At 70.1% G+C, this 18,452-nt stretch carries 22 protein-coding genes and 1 pseudogene; 7 read left to right on the forward strand and 16 right to left on the reverse strand.

Features of this window, described 5'->3' with window-relative positions:
* Positions 1 to 95: 95 nt before the first annotated feature.
* A complete protein-coding gene (locus E1181_RS09190) occupies positions 96 to 524 on the reverse strand; it encodes an OsmC family protein (RefSeq protein WP_132673546.1) in 429 nt (142 codons plus the stop codon).
* Between the two features lie 371 nt (positions 525 to 895).
* On the opposite strand from E1181_RS09190, the gene E1181_RS09195 reads away from it, so the two are divergent.
* The gene (locus E1181_RS09195; RefSeq protein WP_165944566.1) at positions 896 to 1,771 is read left to right on the forward strand and encodes a Rieske 2Fe-2S domain-containing protein; all 876 of its coding nucleotides are present in this window, start codon (positions 896 to 898) and stop codon (positions 1,769 to 1,771) included.
* Between the two features lie 30 nt (positions 1,772 to 1,801).
* Here E1181_RS09195 and E1181_RS09200 read toward each other — a convergent pair whose 3' ends face one another.
* The 5 genes from E1181_RS09200 to E1181_RS32055 all read right to left on the reverse strand — a co-directional run bounded on the left by E1181_RS09200 (position 1,802) and on the right by E1181_RS32055 (position 6,268).
* A complete protein-coding gene (locus E1181_RS09200) occupies positions 1,802 to 2,284 on the reverse strand; it encodes a hypothetical protein (RefSeq protein WP_132673548.1) in 483 nt (160 codons plus the stop codon).
* Positions 2,281 to 4,674, reverse strand: coding sequence for a molybdopterin oxidoreductase family protein (locus tag E1181_RS09205; RefSeq protein WP_132673549.1), 2,394 nt, complete (start codon positions 4,672 to 4,674; stop codon positions 2,281 to 2,283). The genes E1181_RS09200 and E1181_RS09205 overlap by 4 nt, the downstream gene beginning before the upstream one ends.
* Before the next feature lie 153 nt (positions 4,675 to 4,827).
* Positions 4,828 to 5,112: a hypothetical protein gene (locus tag E1181_RS09210; protein WP_132673550.1), complete on the reverse strand. Its 285-nt coding sequence runs from the start codon at positions 5,110 to 5,112 to the stop codon at positions 4,828 to 4,830.
* A 111-nt stretch (positions 5,113 to 5,223) separates the two neighbouring features.
* Positions 5,224 to 6,024: an MBL fold metallo-hydrolase gene (locus E1181_RS09215; RefSeq protein ID WP_132673551.1), complete on the reverse strand. Its 801-nt coding sequence runs from the start codon at positions 6,022 to 6,024 to the stop codon at positions 5,224 to 5,226.
* Positions 6,025 to 6,034: 10 nt separating this feature from the next.
* On the reverse strand, positions 6,035 to 6,268 hold the full coding sequence (locus E1181_RS32055; RefSeq protein WP_132673552.1) for a hypothetical protein: 234 nt from the start codon (positions 6,266 to 6,268) through the stop codon (positions 6,035 to 6,037).
* A gap of 70 nt (positions 6,269 to 6,338) precedes the next feature.
* Between E1181_RS32055 and E1181_RS32060 the strand changes: the two genes are divergently transcribed.
* From E1181_RS32060 to E1181_RS09230, 3 genes and pseudogenes are all read left to right on the forward strand, one after another.
* On the forward strand, positions 6,339 to 6,746 hold the full coding sequence (locus tag E1181_RS32060) for a hypothetical protein (protein ID WP_235876644.1): 408 nt from the start codon (positions 6,339 to 6,341) through the stop codon (positions 6,744 to 6,746).
* Positions 6,747 to 6,784: 38 nt separating this feature from the next.
* Positions 6,785 to 7,699 (forward strand): annotated as a pseudogene (locus E1181_RS32065) (glycoside hydrolase family 172 protein).
* A 33-nt stretch (positions 7,700 to 7,732) separates the two neighbouring features.
* Complete coding sequence (locus E1181_RS09230) at positions 7,733 to 7,969, forward strand: DUF2188 domain-containing protein (RefSeq protein WP_132673610.1); 237 nt, start codon at positions 7,733 to 7,735, stop codon at positions 7,967 to 7,969.
* Positions 7,970 to 8,031: 62 nt separating this feature from the next.
* Here E1181_RS09230 and E1181_RS09235 read toward each other — a convergent pair whose 3' ends face one another.
* Both E1181_RS09235 and E1181_RS09240 read right to left on the reverse strand, forming a co-directional pair.
* Positions 8,032 to 8,244 carry a hypothetical protein gene (locus E1181_RS09235; protein WP_132673553.1) on the reverse strand — a complete coding sequence of 71 codons (213 nt, stop codon included), beginning with the start codon at positions 8,242 to 8,244 and terminating at the stop codon, positions 8,032 to 8,034.
* Between the two features lie 178 nt (positions 8,245 to 8,422).
* A complete protein-coding gene (locus E1181_RS09240) occupies positions 8,423 to 8,599 on the reverse strand; it encodes a DUF2188 domain-containing protein (protein ID WP_207918532.1) in 177 nt (58 codons plus the stop codon).
* Positions 8,600 to 8,805: 206 nt separating this feature from the next.
* On the opposite strand from E1181_RS09240, the gene E1181_RS09245 reads away from it, so the two are divergent.
* A complete protein-coding gene (locus tag E1181_RS09245) occupies positions 8,806 to 9,195 on the forward strand; it encodes an ectoine synthase (protein WP_132673611.1) in 390 nt (129 codons plus the stop codon).
* 8 nt (positions 9,196 to 9,203) lie between these two features.
* Here the strand turns inward: E1181_RS09245 and E1181_RS09250 are convergent, their stop codons facing one another.
* Positions 9,204 to 9,854, reverse strand: a complete 651-nt coding sequence (locus E1181_RS09250) for a UdgX family uracil-DNA binding protein (protein ID WP_132673555.1) — start codon at positions 9,852 to 9,854, stop codon at positions 9,204 to 9,206.
* 223 nt (positions 9,855 to 10,077) lie between these two features.
* Between E1181_RS09250 and E1181_RS09255 the strand changes: the two genes are divergently transcribed.
* Positions 10,078 to 10,422 (forward strand): hypothetical protein, encoded by a 345-nt coding sequence (locus E1181_RS09255; RefSeq protein ID WP_132673556.1) that lies wholly within the window; start codon positions 10,078 to 10,080, stop codon positions 10,420 to 10,422.
* A gap of 22 nt (positions 10,423 to 10,444) precedes the next feature.
* Here the strand turns inward: E1181_RS09255 and E1181_RS09260 are convergent, their stop codons facing one another.
* The 7 genes from E1181_RS09260 to E1181_RS09285 form a co-directional block, all read right to left on the reverse strand.
* Positions 10,445 to 11,893 carry an MFS transporter gene (locus E1181_RS09260; RefSeq protein ID WP_132673557.1) on the reverse strand — a complete coding sequence of 483 codons (1,449 nt, stop codon included), beginning with the start codon at positions 11,891 to 11,893 and terminating at the stop codon, positions 10,445 to 10,447.
* Between the two features lie 171 nt (positions 11,894 to 12,064).
* Positions 12,065 to 12,541, reverse strand: a complete 477-nt coding sequence (locus tag E1181_RS09265; RefSeq protein ID WP_132673558.1) for a hypothetical protein — start codon at positions 12,539 to 12,541, stop codon at positions 12,065 to 12,067.
* A gap of 52 nt (positions 12,542 to 12,593) precedes the next feature.
* Positions 12,594 to 12,833, reverse strand: a complete 240-nt coding sequence (locus E1181_RS09270; protein ID WP_132673559.1) for a DUF6480 family protein — start codon at positions 12,831 to 12,833, stop codon at positions 12,594 to 12,596.
* Positions 12,834 to 12,955: 122 nt separating this feature from the next.
* Positions 12,956 to 14,629 carry a phospholipase D family protein gene (locus E1181_RS09275; protein WP_132673560.1) on the reverse strand — a complete coding sequence of 558 codons (1,674 nt, stop codon included), beginning with the start codon at positions 14,627 to 14,629 and terminating at the stop codon, positions 12,956 to 12,958.
* Positions 14,630 to 14,712: 83 nt separating this feature from the next.
* Complete coding sequence (locus tag E1181_RS31380) at positions 14,713 to 14,868, reverse strand: DUF6131 family protein (RefSeq protein ID WP_165943805.1); 156 nt, start codon at positions 14,866 to 14,868, stop codon at positions 14,713 to 14,715.
* A gap of 111 nt (positions 14,869 to 14,979) precedes the next feature.
* Positions 14,980 to 16,068 (reverse strand): DUF1015 family protein, encoded by a 1,089-nt coding sequence (locus E1181_RS09280; protein ID WP_132673561.1) that lies wholly within the window; start codon positions 16,066 to 16,068, stop codon positions 14,980 to 14,982.
* A complete protein-coding gene (locus E1181_RS09285; RefSeq protein ID WP_132673562.1) occupies positions 16,065 to 17,075 on the reverse strand; it encodes an NAD(P)-dependent oxidoreductase in 1,011 nt (336 codons plus the stop codon). Before E1181_RS09285 ends, E1181_RS09280 begins: the two co-directional genes overlap by 4 nt.
* Before the next feature lie 297 nt (positions 17,076 to 17,372).
* On the opposite strand from E1181_RS09285, the gene E1181_RS09290 reads away from it, so the two are divergent.
* Positions 17,373 to 18,326 carry an NAD-dependent epimerase/dehydratase family protein gene (locus E1181_RS09290; RefSeq protein ID WP_165944567.1) on the forward strand — a complete coding sequence of 318 codons (954 nt, stop codon included), beginning with the start codon at positions 17,373 to 17,375 and terminating at the stop codon, positions 18,324 to 18,326.
* Positions 18,327 to 18,452: the final 126 nt, after the last annotated feature.

Raw genomic sequence — 18,452 nt, forward strand, 5'->3', positions numbered from 1 at the left:
ACCGATCCGGGGCGGGGGTTGATCCGGCCCCTCGACAGGGGTCTGCGGACGGCGCTGCCGCCGCCCGGATCGCGGACGGCGGCAGCAGCGCGGCTTCAGGAAGCCAGCGAAGCCGAGAGGGAGATCGTCGTGCCCGTGAGCGCCTGGCTCACCGGGCAGTTGGCCTTGGCGTCCTCGGCGGCCTTGACGAAGGCGGCCTCGTCGACTCCGGGCACCTCGCCCCGCACCGTCAGGTGGATGCCGGTGATGCCGTCGCCGGGCTTGAAGGTGACCTCCGCGTGCGTTTCGAGCTTAGTGGGCGGAGTGCCGCCCTGGCTGAGCCCGTTCGAGAGCGCCATGGAGAAGCAGCTGGAGTGCGCGGCGGCGATCAGCTCCTCGGGGCTGGTCTTGCCGTTGGGGTCCTCCGCGCGGGACGGCCAGGACACCGGGTACTGCCCGACGCCGGACGAATCCAGGGTTACCTCGCCGGTGCCCTCCAGCAGCGTGCCCTGCCAGACGGTGTGCGCGGTGCGTGTTGTGGCCATGCCGGTTCCTTCCTCGTCGAACGGTGAGGCGCTCCGGTCGGTGAGCGCCACCCGGCATCCGATCACATCTGACGCTCGCACGCCGAGAACGCGGGGCGTGCTGAACGCCGAACCGCGTCGGCTCGGTCGCGCTCGGCGAGGGGAGTTGTGACCTCGAACGCGGATCGTGAATTCCGTTCTGGTCCTGGTGATTCGATCGCCCGGGGCTGTCGTGGCGGCTCGGTGACCGGATCCTCGTTTGCCTGACCAGCACGCGATCGGTTCGCTCGAAAGCGGCCCGGCGCCCACCATGGGTGGGCGCCCGCCCGCGCCAGCAGTGCGCTCGATCTCGACGGGGGAGTCCGGAGCGAATGTCGAACAAGGAGACACCGATGCCACAGCAGGAGATGCTCGGCCGACGCTTGGCCCGACGACTGACCTGGTTGGACCCGGTCGAGGACAAGCTCCAACCGCTGGTGCGCAGCGCGCTCCGGAAGACCATGCCGCTGCGGAACTTCCTCGACGGGACTTGGCTGGGCGCGCCGCTGCACCCCGCGTTGACCGACATCCCGGTGGGCGCGATGACGACGGCGCTGGTCCTCGATGTCGCGGAGTCGCTGTCGGGGTCGCGACGATGCGGCGTGGCCGCGGACGGCGCGTTGTCGGTGGGGGTGTTGGCGACCCTTCCCGCGGCGCTGACCGGTACCTCCGACTGGCGTGACCTGAAGGGTGAGTCCAGGCGGGTCGCGAGCGCGCACGCCTTGCTCAACGTCGGCGGCCTGGTGCTGAACATCGCGTCCGTCGTGGGACGCGCGCGGGGCCATCGCCGATGCGCCAAGGCGAGCGCCGGAGCGGCGTTCGCGCTGTCCTCGATCGCGGCTCACATCGGAGGCGAGTTGAGCTACGGCATGGGTGTCCGGGTCAACCAGGACGCGGCGCACGCCGGACCTGCGGAGTTCACCGACGTCCTCGCGGACGCGGACCTCGCGTCCGACGAGCTGAAACGACTGGAGGTCGCCGGTGCGCCCGTGCTGCTCGCGCGCTCGCGCACGGGCGCACCGATGGCGATCGCGGCGGTCTGCAGTCACGCCGGCGGTCCGCTGGACGAGGGCGACCGGGACGGTGATCGGGTGGTGTGCCCGTGGCACGGCTCCTGCTTCGAGATGGAGACCGGCGATGTCGTCGACGGACCCGCCGTCTTCCCGCAGCCGCGGTACGAGACCCGCGTGCAAGGCGGTCGGATCGCGATCCGACGCGTCGAGCCCTGAGCTCCGCGCGTGGCCGTGTCCGATGAGCAGTCAGCTCGCGAGCGCCTGCGGAGTGAGCGTTTTGATCATCGAATCCAGCCACTGGCGCTGGCGCACCACCTCGGTTCGCGTGACCGCGGCGGTGTCGACGAGAGCGGCGTCCTCGATCGCCTGCGCGCGTTGACCCACCATCTCCCAGCACAGGTTGACCTCGGTGGCGTGCAGGTACGCGCGACGCAGGTCGGCGACGAGCTTCAAGCTCTCCGGGAGCCGACGGTCCGACGCGTCGGCAGCGAGTCGTGCGAGGTGGACCCGTGCCTTGGCCGTCAGCCCGGGGCGGCGGGCCAGGCGCAGCCCGTGCTGCCGGGCATCGGAGCTCAGATCGTGGAGGTGTCGGCGCGACCACGGTGCGAGGTCCTTCGCCACGTGGTGGACCTCGGCCTCCGCTCGATGCCGCTCGGCGAGCTGTTCGAGGGAGAGCGCGAACGCGGCCTCGGTTCGGTGCAGTCGTCGCATCGTGCGTGTGAACGTCATGGGGATTCCCGACCGATCTCCTCATCGACCATCGTGCTCGCGACCGCGGTGCGGGCGGCCCTGGTGCCCCTGGTGACCTCGGCATCGGTCCGGCGGACCAGCGCGATCCCGGTCTTGAACAGCGGTTGCTTCGAGACGGGGTCCCAGTCTGTCGGGGTCAGTTCGTTCGCGGACCGGGGATCCTGGCTGTCCCAGTTGCCGTAGTGGAAGGGCAGGAACACCACGCCGTCCCGTATCCCGCCGATCCTCGCCGTGGCGAGCACTCTGCCCCGGGGCGAGGTGATCTCGACACCGTCGTCCTCGGAGATCCCGAGATCGGCCGCATCGGCCTCGGAAACCTGCACCCACACCTCGGGCGCGGCGTTCTGGAGCTGCGGTGCGCGAGCTGTCTTGGTCCGCGTGTGGAAGTGGACGAGGGTCCTGCCGGTGATCAACCACCACGGGTGCTCACGACTCGGGATCTCGTGGGGCGGGAGGTAGGCCGCTGCTTTGATGAGCGCCTTCCCGTGGGGGTTCATGGCCTTGTACTGCTCCGGTTCGTTCGGGGCGCCGGTGAGCAGGTCCTTGCCGTAGCTCTCGCAGGTGTCCGGGTGAGCCCAGAACTTCCCGTCGGTGTAGAGCCGTTCGGTGCCGCTGGGGCTTTCGGCGGTGCACGGCCACTGGATTCCCTCGGACTCCCGCAGCAGCGCGTAGCTCATGCCGCTGTAGTCGCACGGGCGGCCAGCGCTGGCGCGCTTCCACGCTTCGAAGGCGGATTCGGCGTCGTTCCACGCGGGCAGTGCTTGATCGCTGAGATCGCGGAAGTCCATGCGCCTGGCGAAGTCCAGGAAGATGTCGAGATCGGGCCTCGCGGCACCGGGTGGGTCGACTGCTTTCTCCGACAGGTGGACGGTGCGGTCGGCGTTGGTGAAGGTCCCGAGCTTCTCACCCCACGCGGCGGCGGGGAGCACGACGTCGGCGTGCTCGGTCGTCTCGGTGGGGAAGATGTCCTGCACGACGAGGAAGAGGTCTTGCTTGGACAGGATCGACCGAATTCGTGCGAGGTCGGGGAGGGACGCCGCGGGGTTCGTGGCGCTGACCCACAACATGCGCAGACTGCCTTGCTCGGCGTAGCGCATGATCTGCATGAGATGGGTCGGGGGTGCGTAGTGGGGGATGTGAGTCGGCGACACGTTCCACTGCGACGCCAGTTCTTCGATGTGCTTCTCGTTGGCCCAGTTGCGGAAACCGGTGAGATCGCCGTCGGCGCCGCATTCCCTGGTGTTCTCCGCCGTGGGCTGACCGTTCATCTGCAGGACCCCGGCCCCGGGCTCGCCGATCATGCCCCGCACGAGGTGGATGTTGTTCACCTGCACCGACGCGGCCGTGGCTTGGTGCGATTGGTAGAAGCCCTGCAGCACCGTCGAGACCAGCCGGCGGGAGCCGCCGATCAGTCGGGCCGCCTCCTCGATCTCCTCCCGGGGCACGTCGCAAATCCGTCCGGCCCAGGCCGGGGTGCAATCGCGCACCTGCTCCACGAGCTCGGAATAGCCCACCGTTCGCTCGCTGATCCACTGCTCGTCGACCCACCCGTTCTGGATGATCTCGTGCAGCAGGGAGTTGACCAGGGCGACGTTGGTCCCGGGTAGCGGTGCGAGGTGCACCGTCGCCGCTTCGGCAACGGGCGTTCGCCGGGGATCGACGCAGACGAGGGCGGGCGGGTCGGTTCCGGCGAGTCGGTCGAGGATCCGCGTCCAGAGCACCGGCTGCGTCTCGGCGACGTTGTGGCCGTACAAGGCGATCACGTCCGCGTGATCGATGTCGGTGTAGGATCCGGGCTGGCCATCGCTGCCGAATGATTCCTTCAACGCCGTGGCGGCGGTGGACGTGCACAGCCGGGTGTTGCCGTCGAGGTGGTGCGTGCCGATCGCACCGCGCGCGATCGTGGCCAGCGTGTAGTACTCCTCCAGGAACAACTGGCCGCTGGTGTAGAAGCCGAGCGCGCTGGGACCGTGACGATCGAGCAGCTGCCTGGCGTGCTCGACGATCCGGCTCATGGCCTCGTCCCAGGTCGTTTCGACGAGCTCTCCGCCTTCGCGGACCAGCGGCCGGCTGAGCCGGTCGGGGTGGTGGTTGGCCTGCCATCCGAAGAGGTCCTTCGGGTCCAGCCTTCCGCGGTTGACGCGATCGTGCGCGCGCCCACGCACGCCCACCATGCGGCCTCGGCGCACGGCGATGTCGAGGCCGTCACCGTTGGAGTGCAGGACCGATGCTGTAGGTACCCAGTCGTCGACGTCGTCCTCGGCCACGCCCGCCGCGAGGTGGGTGTCCACTCTGGACGGCCAAGCGCCGCCCGCGGCGTAGGGGGTTCGAGCGCCCCACGGTTGCGATACACCATCTCGTGCGGCCATGCGGGTGCTCCTCGTGTGCGTGACCAGCTGCGCCCTCGGTGCCGCCGCGGGCGGCCGCTTCGCGATGCGATCGGCCGACGCGGTCGTCGACCGATCGCGGTCCGCCCCACCGCCCGACACCGGTCATCGGGATTGTCGAACCGGGTTGAGCGTTCAGTCCGGGGAGACGACCTTGAAGAAGGTGCTGTCCCCGCCGTCGGACTTCTCGAGCTGGTAGAGCAGTTGCAGCCCCTCGGCGTCGAACTTCCGGAACCACGCGTCCCAACTGATGTGCTCCAACGAGTCCTCGCCCGCACCACCGGGAAAGTCGAACCGGAGCACGCCCGCGGCGTCCTTGCCGTCGTGGGTTCCCCTCACTGTGGCCGGCACGCCGTCGTGCTCTTCGACCCACCGGCGGATCTCGTCGTGGTCCGAGGTCGTACGGGTTTCGGCGCCCATGGGAAATCCCTCCAGAAAAGCGTCGATCGGCTCTGGACGAGAGGTACCCGTCCGCCGCGCCGTGGAAACGCTCCAGGCCGGAAAGCCCGAGCCTCCGAGCTGGGACCGGCATCAAGCGGTCTTGCGCGTGGGAACGTCGAGCGTCATGCCCGGGACCACGCACTCCACGCCCGGAATTCCGCGGCGGGCGACTTCGACCTGGAACTCCGAGAGCGGCGAGGTGAACAGCCCGTAATCATCGTGGTGGACCGGGAGCGCCTGCAGCGGGCGCAGCAGCTCCACGAGATCGGCGCCTTCCCGGCCGTCCATGCTGATCAAGTGGCCGAGGATCCGCGTTCCTCCGAGGTGCACGACGGCGAGGTCGATGTCCGGGCACCGACGCCGGATCTCGGCGAGGTCGTCGTGCAGGACCGTGTCCCCGCTCAGGTACAACCGGAGGCGGTGCCCGGCTCGCTCGTAGTCCAGCAACGTCCCCATGACCGGTGGCGCGACGGCTCCCACCAGCCCGCGCGCGTGCCGGGCCGGCAGCGAGGTGACCGTGAGGCGGGCACCGTCCTTGGTCGTCGACCGCTCGCTCCACCGCGGCATCGGCACCGACTCGGCAAAACCGCGCTTGCGCAGCCGTCCCGCTGCGTGGGGCGTGGTGAACAGGGGCAACGCGCGGTCGAGCTCCCGCGCCGCGACGCGGTCGAAGTGGTCTCCGTGCAGGTGCGAGAGCACCACGGCGTCCAACTCGGGAAGTTCCCCGATCGTCATCGCCGGATCGGTGCGGCGCCGGGTGACGATCCCGTGCCCGATGTGGATCCACTGACCTCGCCGCACGAAGTTCGGGTCGGTGAGGAGCGTGAACGGCCCGAGCCGGAGCAGCGTGGTCGCCGTGCCCACGAACGTGACCGCGCATTCGCCAGGCATCCGGGCCCCCTCACCCCACCTGCGAGGGCATGCGGTCCTCGTCGGGGCCTTCGGGCGCGTCCGGGAGCTCCGGGGCGTCCGGTTGCTCCGGGTCGGGTGCCTGCGGTTCGTCCGGGCTCTCCGGCTTGTTCGGGAACTCGGGTTTGCTCGGTGCCGTCGGCTTGTCCGGGCTGGCGGGCTTTTCCGGTTGCTCAGGTTCTCCCGGGTCTCCCCGCCAACGGCCGAGCAGCGGAGTGCTGGACATCGTTCCTCCACCCTGGTCTCTGGTCCTCACCGGTTACCCGCGCGCACGGGCCGGTCAATCCCGCTCGCGCGTGGTGAGTTCCCCGGCCGAGGACGAGCCCGTTCCGCCGCGCGCGAACCTCGGCAGCACGCGCAAGGTCATGACCTGGCGCGGCGGGCACGCCCACCGAGCTTCAGCGGCTCGGTCCCGATCTGGATGTGCGAAGGTCGGATCGCCCGGCCAGCCTTGTACGAGCCGTGACGGGAGGCGTGGTGGACGAGCTCTGGAAGCTGCAGAACATGCGCACGCGGTCGGTCTCCCCGGAGAACCCGACCGGCGCGAAGGGCGGGGGAGCGCAGGCGTCGAGGGCACCGGTGCCTCGGCGGCCCGCGAGCTGGGCGTCGGGTGGAAGGTCTCGCCCTCTATCGAGCTGGCCGCGGGACGAACCGAGACGCTGGCCGACGTCGCCGGTCCCGGCGTGATCCAGCACATCTGCTGACCACCGACGTGGCCGGCGTGCGGCAGCTGGTGCTGCGGATGTACTGGGACGGCGAAGGAGACCCGTCCGTCGAGGTGCCGCTCGGCGACTTCTTCTGCAACGGGTGGGCGGAACTCGCGCCGGTCGACTCCGAGGTCGTGGTCGTCGCCCCTGCGGGAGGGTTCAACAGCTACTGGCCAATGCCGTTCCGCGGGCGCGCCACGATCACCGGAGAACACGACGAGCCGCAGCGTTCCCGTCTACTACCAGGTGACGGACCTGCCGGAGCTGGTCGGCTTCTTCCACGCGAGCTGGCGCCGCAGCAACCCGCTCGGCGATCCCGCGGTGCAGACGATCCTCGATGGCGTCGGCGGCACGGCCGGTACGTGGGGACCTACTTGGGCATCCGACCGGGTGTCCCGGGCTGGTGGGGCGAGAGCGAGGTCAAGTTCTTCCTCGACGGTGATCGGGAGCACCCGACGATCTGCGGGACCGGCACGGAGGATTAGTTCGGCGGAGCCTGGATCTTCGACGTGGGCGGTCGCTACGGAACCTTCTCGACCGCGCAGCTGGGGTTGCACCAAGTGCTGCCGCCGAAGGAGGTCTACCGGCCGCACCAGCGGTTCGGCATGTACCGCTGGCACCTGCACGACCCGATCTGCTTCGAGCGCGATCTGCGGGTCACCGTCCAGGCGCTCGGGTGGAAGGCGGGCCGGCGGTACCTGCCGCTGGTGGACGCCGACATCGCCACGACGGCGTTCTGGTACCAGACCGCACACCCCGTTCCCGCCGCTGCCCGCCCGGCAGAACGAGGGGCCCAGCCCTCGGCGGCTGACCGCTCGGATCCGAGAGCTCCTGGGTCGCCGCGCGTAGGCATCCCGCCGCGGCGGGGGAGCGAGGACCGCTCTCCGTCGACCGGGGCGAACGCGCGGTGGTCCCGGAGCGCGTGTCCGAATCGGATCGTCATGGCGTGAATAGTGTTCCACGACACCGGGAACTCGGAGGGCATGTGCACGTGGCGGGTTCGCCGACATGCCGAGGGAACCTGGCAGGTCCTGACGCCGGGCGGTACTCAGGCGTGCGCGCGGAGCACCAGCCAGACCGCGGCGATCAGCAACGCTCGAGCGCTCATGGCGTACGAAGGCGCGCACCGCCTGCGGGTCGAGGGGAGTGCCGGCGTCGACGAGGGTGACCGCGGCTCGCCCACCGGCGACGGGAGTGCTCCGGGCTTGGTCTCCACTTGATGCGCTCGACTGCGGTCGCGTGGCCGACGCGCTCGGGCGTGTCGCGTGTTGACGCGGCGCGATCACGTCGCGGGTGTGCCGGTGTGGGTGGCGATCGCACCAGTGGAACGGGTGCACGGAACCGTGTTGCTCAGGACGGCGCCGACCGCGAGGTGGCCGTTCTCGGCCACCAGGACGTCGAACCAGAGCGAGGCCAGCACTGGGTTCGCGCCGGGGCGATTGCGGTCGGCAAACCAGACGCCGGTCACGAGAGCGTCCCAGAAGTCCTCAGCCATGGTGTCACCGTCCTGCCCCGGCGCTGAAGGTGTGCAGTGATATCGGCACATCGCCGCACGAGCTTGAGACCGGGACCGGTGCCCCGGGAGGTGACCGCTTCGGGGACGTGCGGCGAGAACACCGCACGGTGCTGCGGGACGGACCACCCGCAGCACCGGCAGCGCAGCAGTCCGCTTCTCACACGGTTCGCCGGTCCTGGACCTGACCGGACAGGCCGTGGATGATCACCGCTCCCCCTCCGTTGTGGCGGAGCTGCGAGCACGCCTCATCGATCGCGTCGCATTGCCGCGGCACGTTGAACTCAGCACCGTCACCGGTGACCTTCCAGCCACCTCCGCGCTGATCCGGAATCACGTGACGTTCACCCGTTTCGCGTTGACCTGCAGGCACGACTTTCGCTCCCCGACATCGCGTCAGCTTCCACCGCCGTGTTTCCCGGTCGTGGCGCGTGACAAACCCACCGCCGCGGAACCGGCGGTGCCGGTGAGCTGCTGCTGTTTCGAGACGGCGCGTTCGGGGTAACAAACGTGCTGCGCAAGACCGACGGCCTGGGAGGAAACGTGTTCGTACGCGACCTGGACGACGTCACCGGCACCGAGGACGATGTCGAAACACCGAACTGGCGCAGCAAGCGCCTCCTGCTCGCCGAGCACGGCGCGGGTTTCTCGGTGCACGAGACGACCCTCCAGGCCAACACCGTCAACGACTTCTGGTACGCCCACCACGTGGAGGCCGTGTTCATCACCCACGGGGAGGGCGAGCTCACCGACCAGGAGACCGGGAAGACGTACCTGCTCCGGCCCGGAACCGTCTACCTGCTCGACGGCCACGAGCACCACCAACTGCGACCGACGACGGAGATGCGGGCGGTGTGCGTCTTCAACCCGCCGCTCACGGGCAGGGAGGTCCACGACGAGGACGGCGTGTACCCGCTGATCACCGACCGCTGACGCGGCCGTCAGCCGACGGCTTCCGCCGCGGTGCGGAGATCGTTCCGGAAGTCGAGGTACGCGGCCTCGCGGTCCGAGGCGCGCAGGACGGAGGAGGGGTGCACCGTCGCGAGGACGGAGTCCGGACCGCGCTCGCCGAGGTCGAAGCTCTCGGGGAAGTCGAGCAGGACTCCGCGGTGCCGGGTGACGCGGAAGGACTCACCCAACAGCGCTTTGGCCGCGGTCGCGCCCAGGCAGACGACGAGTTCGGGTCGCACCAGACGCAGTTCGGCGGTCAACCAGGGCGTGCACGCGCGCACCTCGGCCGCGCTCGGCTTCTTGTGGATGCGCCGCTTTCCCCTCTCGGCGGGCACGAACTTGAAGTGCTTCACCACGTTGGTGAGGTACACCTCGTCGCGGCGCAGGCCGGCTTCCCGGAAGGCCCGGTCGAGCGTGCGGCCTGCCGGGCCGACGAAGGGGTGGCCCTCCACGTCCTCGGAATCGCCTGGCTGCTCACCGACGAGCAGGACGCGAGCCCGGGCCGAGCCTTCTCCGAACACGGCTTGGGTGGCGTTCTCGTGGAGGGCGCATCCACGGCAGGTCTGCACCGCGCTGGCCATCGCGGACAGTCCCCCTGTCGCGGGCACGAACGCCTCGGCGCCGGCTTCTTCTCGTGGCATCGCCCCTCCCGTTCGTCCCGGTTCTCCCACGCGCTGTCGGTCCCATTCGGGTACCCGACAGCGCGTGCGCACGAACAGCACGTCACGGAGGCGTGAGCGGAGCTGTGAACGGGGACCGGCCGTCGAGGCGTGGGGCCGGCCCCGCGGAGCGTGGTACGAATGGCGATGCCGACGTGCTCGCGCGCAGTCGGTTCACCCGAGTCCTTCCACCGAGAGGAACGAGATGAGCGAGCAGACGCCCGAGCCTGATATCGAGCAGCTGACGATCTGGCGCAACGTGCTGGACGCCCTGGGGCAACTCGACGCGGCTTGGGGGAATGTTGCGGCTTCCTCGGAGGACAGCGGGGGTGGCACGGGTTCGCTTCCGCGGTTTCCCGACGGGCTGGTGCTGGCCCTGACCAACGCGGGCATGAAGGGCTCCCAGGCGCTGGCCGGTATCGCCGAGGCCCTCAACGAGCGCTCGGGACAGGACTTCTCGGAGGTCACCGAGGCACAGGCGGACGTGGCAGCTCGCTGGAACGCGGTCCGAGCCCGAGTCAGCGGGGACTCCGAATCGGCCCAGGGCTGAACCGGCCGCCGCGAAGCGCCGTTCAGGCGTCCGGCCCGTCTTGGTCCCTGCGCTGATCGCGGGCGGTCTTGCGCGCCTCGGCGTCGGTGGTGGCGCTGGGGCTCGAACCTGGAAGTGCCCGGCGAGCTGACTCACGTGCGAACAGCACCGCGACGATACCGACCGCACCGGCGACCACGAGCACGAACGCCGGGGCGATCCTGCTTCCGGTCGCTCCGATCAGGGCCTCGGAGATCAGCGGCGCCGTGCCGCCGAACAGGGCCACCGACAGGTTGTAGCCGATCGAGACACCGCCGTAGCGAACCGATGTGCGGAACAGAGCCGGGATGGTCGACGGCAGCGTGCTGCTGAAGCAGACCAGGACCAGGCCCAGCACCAGGACGCCCAGGAGCACGGCCCACCAGGTGCCTACGCTCATCAGCAGGAACGCCGGTACGGCGAGCACGATGAGCGCGACGCTGCCGAACCCGATGACGGGGAGCCGACCCACCCGGTCGGAATGCCTGCCGAGCGCCACGACCAAGCCGATCACCAGGATCATCACGGCCATGATCAGCACCAGCGACTGCGGGTGGCTGAAACCGAGCACGACCGTCAGGTAGGTGGGCATGTAGGCGGTGAGCGTGTAGTTGGTGACGTTGAAGACCAGCACCAGCCCGACGCAGACCAGCAGCGGCCGCCAGCACGTCACGAAGATCTCGCGGTAGCTGTTGCGCCGGCCGGCCCTGCGGTCATCTTCAGCGCGGGAGTCCTCCTGCTCGAAGGCTGGCGTTTCCTCCAGTCGGAACCGCAGGTAGAGGCCGATGAGCCCGAGCGGCCCACCGAGCAGGAAGGGGATGCGCCAGCCCCAGCTCACCATGTCGGCTTGGGAGAGGCTGATCGTCAGGACGGTCACGACCGCCGCGCCCAGCGAGTACCCGGTCAGAGTTCCGAACTCCAGCCAGCTCGCCATGAAGCCGCGCCGCCTGTCCGGGGCGTACTCGGACACGAAGGTGGTCGCGCCGCCGTACTCGCCGCCGGTGGAGAACCCCTGGACGAGGCGGGCGATGAGCAGCAGGACGGGTGCGCCGATCCCGATGCTGGCGTAGCTGGGGATCAGACCGATGGCGAAGGTACCGATCGCCATGGTGACCATGGTGATGGCGAGCACCTTGCGGCGGCCGATGCGGTCTCCGAGCGGCCCGAAGAAGAACCCACCCAGCGGTCGCACGAGGAAGGCGACGGCGAAGGTGGCGAAAGTGGACAGCAGTTGTGCGGTCGGGCTGTTCGAGGGGAAGAAGACCTGGCTGATCACGACGGTGAGGTAGCTGAAGACCCCGAAGTCGAACCATTCCATCGTGTTGCCGATGGCCGCGGCCGCGACCGCCTTGCGGACCTTCGACTCCTCGACCATCGTGACGTCTTCGGGCGTCGGCCGGGTCGGTTTTCGTCCGCGAGAACGCCGCCCGCGGCCCGATGCTGTGCCAGCCATGCCGCACCTCTCAGCTGTCGGCGGTCGATCCGCAGGCGACCGTGAGAACGGTTGGGAAATGCCTTCGTTTCGTCGTCCCTCGGGTTTCCCGCAGCGGTCTCCTCTCAATCGATGGCTGCGTGGGTGAACCGGTGAGCGCCGGATCCGGCGGCAGGAGTTTCGGCGCCGGGGTCAGTGCCCCGAGCGCGGACCGAGCAGGTCGTAGGTCGCGGCGGTGACGGCGCCGAAGACCAAGTGCGGGATCAGATCGCTTGCCCACGAGGAGGCGGGCCACGACCGCGGCTGGGTGACGTCCAACGCGGTCATCGGCACCACGCTGATCGCGTTGGCGGCTGCGGCGGTGGCCAGCGCCAGCAGCGGTCCGGGGGCGTGAGGCAGCCGGTGGCGCAGGAGCGCGTGCAGCAGCCCGGCACCGAGGCCGCTGCCGATCCCCAGCAGCGCGCCGACCCCGGTGCGGCGGTTCTCGCCTGCGCTCTGCGCGGCTTCGGAGCCGAGGCTGGTGTTCGCGATCCGCTCAGCGCTGCGCACCGTTTCCTCCGGAGTGCTGCTGGCAGGTCGTCCCCGCAGCACCATGTCGAGGAAGGTGGCGGTGTTGAGCGCGGTCGTGCCCGCCGCTCCGGCGGCCAGCCCGCGCAGCAGGTGTGTCATGGCTCCTCCACAACGTCTCAGGCGGTCCCGATCTTCGACGGCGACCGGGGGTTCACACGAGCAGGGCGATGGCGAGGTAGGTGAACAAGCCCGCGACGAGGAGCACCACGACGGCCAGCAGAGTCAGCCACGCCCATTTCGTCGCGTGCGCACCGGCCCGTTGCTCGTGGGACAGGGCGCTGGTCGCCTGGGCCGACTCCGGCGGTGTCTCACCGGGCGGGACGGACCCGCCGGGCAGCAGCCCGGGAGTGCGGCGCGGCTCCGGGTCGGGCTCGGACGGCTGTGACGACATGCCTGACGGGTAACCGGGGTGTCCGCAGGTGAAACGGGAGCACGTCGGTCACCTCACCGGAACGCGCTTTCGAGGGCCTGCGCGGGACCTTCCCGGGCAGCACCCGCTGCGGTGCGGGCGGGTCAGCTCCGGCTTCGTTCCGGCTCGCAGGTAGGTTCTGAGCTTGGCGGTGCGTGCGCGGACGTCGAAGTCCGGATCGATCCCCGGTCGCGAGACCGGTCTGGCAGGCGGGCTCGCAGCGGACGGCCATCGGGGTCGATCATCAGCCGGCCCAGGGGGACCGCCCACAACCGCGTCGCCGCGGACTTCGCGCGACGGGGGTGCCTGCGCAACTGCCCGCGAGGCCGAGGCGCCGTCCGCCCGGATTCGTGCCACGCGTCGAGCTCGGCGGCGGCGTTGCGCAACAGCTCGACGCCGTCCCGCGGATCGGCCAGTCCCGAGTCGTCCCCGCGATCACGTCCCAGGTGCTCTCGCCACAGCCGCAGGCGCAAGTCGCGCGCGAAGCCGGTCGTCGGTTGCCGTTCGTCGAGCACCGCTGCGGTCAGTTCGGAATCGTAGGTCCAGGAGCGGCGGTTGAGGTTCGCCGATCCCACCGCTGCCCAGCTGTCGTCCATGACGCACACCTTCGAGTGCAGGTAGGTCGGGAGCCCCCTGTCGTTCTCCAGCTCGAAGACGTCGACGCGATCGCCGCCGGCGGCGTACAGCAGCCTCAGCGCCTTGTCCTGCGCGGCGTCGCAGGTGGCGACCTCCACGGCTCCGCCCTTCTCGGGGTGAGCGGGCACCACGGCGACCAAGCGGAGCTCGGGTTCGCGGCGCAGCGCCGCGGCGAAGACTTCGGCCACCATGGGCGACCAGAGGAACTGGTCCTCGACGTAGACGAGTTGCCGGGCGCGCTGGAGGGCTTTGGCGTAGCCCCTCGCGACGCTGCGCTCCCCGCGCCTGGCGAACAGGTACGGAGGGTGCTTCGTCGGGTAGGTGCGCAGCAGCTGCACCGAGTGCGAGCCGCTGCGAGGTGGCGGGGGCAGCTGTGCGGGGAGTTCCGCGGCCTCGGGTTCGCCGCGACCGAAGCGGCGTCGGAGCCGGGAGAGCGGACCGCGCAGGCGGATCGCGGCGTCCTGCCAGCGTTCGCGGAAGCAGTGCTCCACGTCGGCCACGGCGGGACCGCGCACCTCCAGGTGCGCGTCGTGCCAGGCCGGCCGCCGGCCGTAGCGCCTCCGGTCGATGGAGAGCTGAACGTCGCCGTCTCCGTGATGTTCGTGCCGGTCCAGTCGGCTCGGGCACGGGTCGATCCCGCCCAGGAAGGCCACGTCGCGCTCGGGACGCCCCGGGCGGCGGATCACCAGGAACTTCTGGTGGTGACAGCCCGCTGGACGAACTCGCTGGTCCAGCACCACGCTGCCGCCCATATCCCGCAACGAGGAGGCCAATTCCCGGTTCGCGGCGACGAGGTCGTGGTCGAGGTCCAGGTACGGCCACCACAGCAAAGCGTGGACCGAGGCCCCGTCGCGCAGCACCCGGGCGAACTGCTCCCTCATCGACGTTCCGGTCCCGTCGAGCTGCTTGTTCTGATCGACTATCCACGCCGAGAGGTAGACCTGGTCACCGGCCTGGACGTCGGCCAGCTCGGCGACGAGCCGGGGGAAGTACTCCGCGCCGTCGATCAAGGGTTGCGCGAGGTTGCCCTCGGACCACGCGGTGCTTCCCGGATCGCGCCCGTCGAGCCTCGACCACGGGTTGTCGCGCTCGGCGTGCGTCAAGAACCACTCGGCCGGGGCGGTCCTGGTCGTTTCGGTCATGTCCCTGCCAGAAGTGGTCGGTGTGCCGCGGGTGACTGCTTCCGCAGACACCCGCGGGTGGGCTGTGAGGCGCTGTTGGTCGTTCAGAACCAGTGCGATCGGCCACCGATCGCGTGGCCGGTGCTGCCGGCGATGGCGAACACGGCGCCCAGGACGACGGCGACCACGCCGAGGATCCAGATGATCTGGACTCCGGTGAGGTAGCCGACGATGAGGAGCACGATTCCGAGCGTGATCATGGCTGGCCGTCCTTTCGGTCGGTTTCCCGTCGCCCAGTCCTACCCGCCGCGATCAAGTTCCACGCATGGCGGTGCGCGGACGAGTCCCCCGCGCCTGCTCGCGCACCCAGATCAGGCCAGGTCGGTCAGGTCGCGCAGGAACAGGCCGGAGGCTGGTTTGGGCGCGAACCACGTCGATTTGGGTGGCATCACGAGGCCGGCGTCGGAGACCGCCATGATCTGCTCGACGCTGGGCGGGTGGGCTGCGAGCAGCACCGCCCCGTCGGCGGAGTACCGGCAGTGCTCGGGCGGGCCGTTGCCGCAGGACGTCGGCGTGATCCCGAGCGCGGGCAGCAGTTCCTCGTCGAGCGCGACGATGTCCAGCGAGGTCCGCACGTGCACGTCCGGGTCGTGCGGCCGCAGCTTCAGCCGGTGGTGCTCGTCGGCGTAGCGCACCACCGCGACGCCTGGCTCCGCGATCGCCGCCGAGGGGTCCTCCCACCTCTCCATCACCGCCAGGGAACCCAGCTTCTCGAGCACCGCGGCAGCGGATTCGCGGGACACCGGCAGGCATCGGTGGTAGCCGAAGACGCGCATCTCGTCGGCGGGGAACAGCGCGGCGAGCGTGAACGCGGCGGGGTGGTCCGGGCTGCGGTGGTGGCGCGCGGCGGAGCGCTGGGCCGCGGCCAGCCGGTGGTGCCCGTCGGCGATGTAGAGCGCATCGATCGCGCGCAGGCCCAGCTCGGTGGCCCGGGCGACATCCGGGTCCTGCCGGAACCACGCCGTGTGCCGCGTCCCGTCCCCGGTGGTGAGGTCCACGTCTGGCTCGGTCGCGGTGATCCTCTCGGTCATCGACCGCAGGGCTCGGTCGGGGGAGTGGGCGAGCGTCACCGGCGTCCGCTCGATTCCGGATTCCTCGGTGAACTCCTCCAGCAGGCGTTCGCGGTCGGGCTGCGTGGCCTCGTGCGGCCGGATGCGGCCGGCCCGGTAGTGCTCGACCGAGACCTCCACGACGACACCGGTCTGCTGGTGGTTCCCGTTGGCGATGCGGTAGACGACCACGGCCGGACCGCGCATGCGCTGGTACCGACCGGAGGCTGGCGCATCCCGGACCCGCGTCGCACCGGCCGGGTCCTCGCCGCAACGGCGGTCCACGCGCAGGCCGCGCGGCAGCCGCGCGATGACTCCTGCGCCGGTCGCCTCGGCACGCGGGGTGCTCATGACCGCTCGTTCGCGGGCAGGGACGGGGCGAACTCCCGGGGAGGTTGCGGGTTCACGCAGTGCAATGCGGTGCCGGCCTTCGCGTACTCCTCGATCACGCGCACGGTCTCGGCGGCCACCGCCTCCTGGGCTTGCTCGGTCGACGCTCCGATGTGGTGGGTGCCGCAGACGTTCGGGTGCGCGGCGAGCCGGGAGGTGAAGCTGCCCGTGCTGGTGGCGGGTTCGTCGGCGAAGACGTCGATCCCGGCCCGCACTCCCTTGGTCTCCATCGCCTCGATCAGCGCGTCCTCGTCGATCAGGTCGCCGCGCGCGGTGTTGAGGATGATCGTGCCGGGCCGCACCTGCGCCAGCAGGTCCCGGTCGACGAGCCGCCGGGTGGTGTCGGTGGCGGGCACGTGCAGCGACAGCACGTCGCAGGTGCGCGCGAGTTCGGGCAGGTCGTCGACGAAGGTGACCCCGATGTCCTGGGCGCGCTCCAGAGTCCGCCGGTCGCGTCCGGGCTTGGCCACGGCGTGCACGCGCGTGCCGAACGCTGCTGCTCGTTCGGCGAACGCGAGGCCGACCTGACCGAGCCCGACGACGCCGACGTCGCGGCCGTAGATCCCGCGGGCCTGCGAGTGGCGCTTCTTGTCCCACCTGCCGGCGCGCAGGTCGGCGACGTTGTCGGCGATGTTGCGGTCGACGGCCAGCAGCAGCGCGAAGGCCAGCTCCGCGACCGCGATCGCGTTGCGCCCGGGCACGTTGCACACGCGTATCCCCAGGCGGGAAGCGGCGTCGGTGTCGATCGTGTTGGTTCCCGAGCCCGCTCGGATCACCAGCCGCAGCGCGTCGGCGGAGTCCAGCGCCTGAGCCGTGACGCGGGTGCTGCGCACGACCAGCGAGTCGTACCCGGAGAGCTCCGCGGGCAGCTGCTCCGCGGTCGTGTCGGGTGCGTAGTCGCAGTCGTGCGCTGCGGCGAGCCGGTTCCGGTGTTCCTCGGGGAAGGCGTCGGCGATCAGGATCCTCATCGGGCCCTCCAGACGATCAGCGCACCGCGCGGCGCGGTGGAGACGCGGACATCCGTGTTGCTCATAGCGCACCTCGGTGCTGATGACGCAATGGTGCGGCCGGCTTTCCGGACACGTCAACACCTCGTTCGGGGCGCTGTTCGAGTAAGCCTGTGGCGTCAGTGGGGACTGAAGTTGAGCGGTTCCGCTGCCTCCGTCCCGTCGGCGGCCACCGGACACGTTTGTCGAGACGTTTGTCGACCGGCAAGGCGGGGGAACTCCGGTGAGCGATCCGGCGGGACGAGGGGAGTGGTCGCGGTGACGTGGGCGTTCGAACGTGCTGTGGTGACCGGCGGTGCGGGATTCCTGGGAGCGCCGGTGTGCGCGGAGCTCCTCCGCCGCGGCGCGGTGGTGCACTGCCTGGACAACTTCAGCAGCAGCGGAGTCGAGAACGTCCGGGAACTGCGTTCGGATCCCCGGTTCGAACTGGTCGAACACGACATCGCCCGTGAACCCTGGCACGCGGAGGACGTCGATCTCGTCCTGCACCTGGCCTCTCCCGCATCACCGGTGGACTACCTGCGGATGCCGGTGGAGACCATGCAGGCGGGCAGCCACGGCACCGCGCACGCGCTGGACTTGGCCGAGCGCACCGGCGCGCGGTTCCTGCTGGCCTCCACCAGCGAGGTCTACGGCGACCCGCTGCAACATCCGCAGCGCGAGGACTACTGGGGCAACGTCAATCCGGTGGGCCCGCGCGCGGTCTACGACGAGGCCAAGCGGTACGCGGAGGCGCTGACGTCCTGCTACCGCGCGCATCGGGAGGTCGACACCCGCATCGTGCGGCTGTTCAACAGCTACGGCCCTGGAATGCGGACGACCGACGGGCGTTTGGTCTCCACCTTCGTCTCACAAGCGCTGGCCGGCGACCCGATCACCGTCAACGGTGGTGGGAACCAGACGCGTTCACTGTGCTATGTGGACGACACGGTGCGCGGACTGCTGGCTGCGGCGGCAGGTGATCACACCGAACCGGTCAACATCGGCCGCCCCGAAGAGATGACGGTGCTGGAGATCGCGGAGCTCGTGCGGTCGCTGACCGGGACTTCCTCGCCGATCAGCCATTCCGCTGCCGTCGCCGACGAACCGAGCCGCCGATGCCCGGACATCAGCATCGCGACGCAGCGGCTCGGCTGGCGGCCCCAGATCGACGTCGTCGAGGGACTGCGCCGCACGATCGACTGGTTCGCCGCCCGTCCCGCCGCCGCGTGATCACCTGGTCGCGGCGAGTTCTCCTTGCACACCAAGGAGGAATTCCTCCACCTGTGTTTACGAGTCGCTGCACAGGGTAGCGGTATAGGCAGGACGGACCAAGGCCTGCGCTCGGTGAGCACCGCG

Source organism: Saccharopolyspora terrae (assembly GCF_004348435.1).
Taxonomy (GTDB): domain Bacteria; phylum Actinomycetota; class Actinomycetes; order Mycobacteriales; family Pseudonocardiaceae; genus Saccharopolyspora; species Saccharopolyspora endophytica.

Excerpts from the sequence above, each read along its gene's own strand:
- E1181_RS09230 (WP_132673610.1), top strand. The coding sequence starts at position 7,733 with ATGTGCACGTGGCGGGTTCGCCGACATGCCGAGGGAACCTGGCAGGTC.
- E1181_RS09255 (WP_132673556.1), top strand. The coding sequence starts at position 10,078 with ATGAGCGAGCAGACGCCCGAGCCTGATATCGAGCAGCTGACGATCTGG.
- E1181_RS31380 (WP_165943805.1), bottom strand. The coding sequence starts at position 14,868 with ATGATCACGCTCGGAATCGTGCTCCTCATCGTCGGCTACCTCACCGGA.
- E1181_RS09190 (WP_132673546.1), bottom strand. The coding sequence starts at position 524 with ATGGCCACAACACGCACCGCGCACACCGTCTGGCAGGGCACGCTGCTG.
- E1181_RS09275 (WP_132673560.1), bottom strand. The coding sequence starts at position 14,629 with ATGACCGAAACGACCAGGACCGCCCCGGCCGAGTGGTTCTTGACGCAC.
- E1181_RS09215 (WP_132673551.1), bottom strand. The coding sequence starts at position 6,024 with ATGCCTGGCGAATGCGCGGTCACGTTCGTGGGCACGGCGACCACGCTG.
- E1181_RS09285 (WP_132673562.1), bottom strand. The coding sequence starts at position 17,075 with ATGAGGATCCTGATCGCCGACGCCTTCCCCGAGGAACACCGGAACCGG.
- E1181_RS09200 (WP_132673548.1), bottom strand. The coding sequence starts at position 2,284 with ATGACGTTCACACGCACGATGCGACGACTGCACCGAACCGAGGCCGCG.
- E1181_RS09265 (WP_132673558.1), bottom strand. The coding sequence starts at position 12,541 with ATGACACACCTGCTGCGCGGGCTGGCCGCCGGAGCGGCGGGCACGACC.
- E1181_RS09250 (WP_132673555.1), bottom strand. The coding sequence starts at position 9,854 with ATGCCACGAGAAGAAGCCGGCGCCGAGGCGTTCGTGCCCGCGACAGGG.
- E1181_RS32055 (WP_132673552.1), bottom strand. The coding sequence starts at position 6,268 with ATGTCCAGCACTCCGCTGCTCGGCCGTTGGCGGGGAGACCCGGGAGAA.
- E1181_RS09280 (WP_132673561.1), bottom strand. The coding sequence starts at position 16,068 with ATGAGCACCCCGCGTGCCGAGGCGACCGGCGCAGGAGTCATCGCGCGG.
- E1181_RS09195 (WP_165944566.1), top strand. The coding sequence starts at position 896 with ATGCCACAGCAGGAGATGCTCGGCCGACGCTTGGCCCGACGACTGACC.
- E1181_RS09210 (WP_132673550.1), bottom strand. The coding sequence starts at position 5,112 with ATGGGCGCCGAAACCCGTACGACCTCGGACCACGACGAGATCCGCCGG.
- E1181_RS09270 (WP_132673559.1), bottom strand. The coding sequence starts at position 12,833 with ATGTCGTCACAGCCGTCCGAGCCCGACCCGGAGCCGCGCCGCACTCCC.
- E1181_RS09260 (WP_132673557.1), bottom strand. The coding sequence starts at position 11,893 with ATGGCTGGCACAGCATCGGGCCGCGGGCGGCGTTCTCGCGGACGAAAA.
- E1181_RS09205 (WP_132673549.1), bottom strand. The coding sequence starts at position 4,674 with ATGGCCGCACGAGATGGTGTATCGCAACCGTGGGGCGCTCGAACCCCC.
- E1181_RS09235 (WP_132673553.1), bottom strand. The coding sequence starts at position 8,244 with ATGGCTGAGGACTTCTGGGACGCTCTCGTGACCGGCGTCTGGTTTGCC.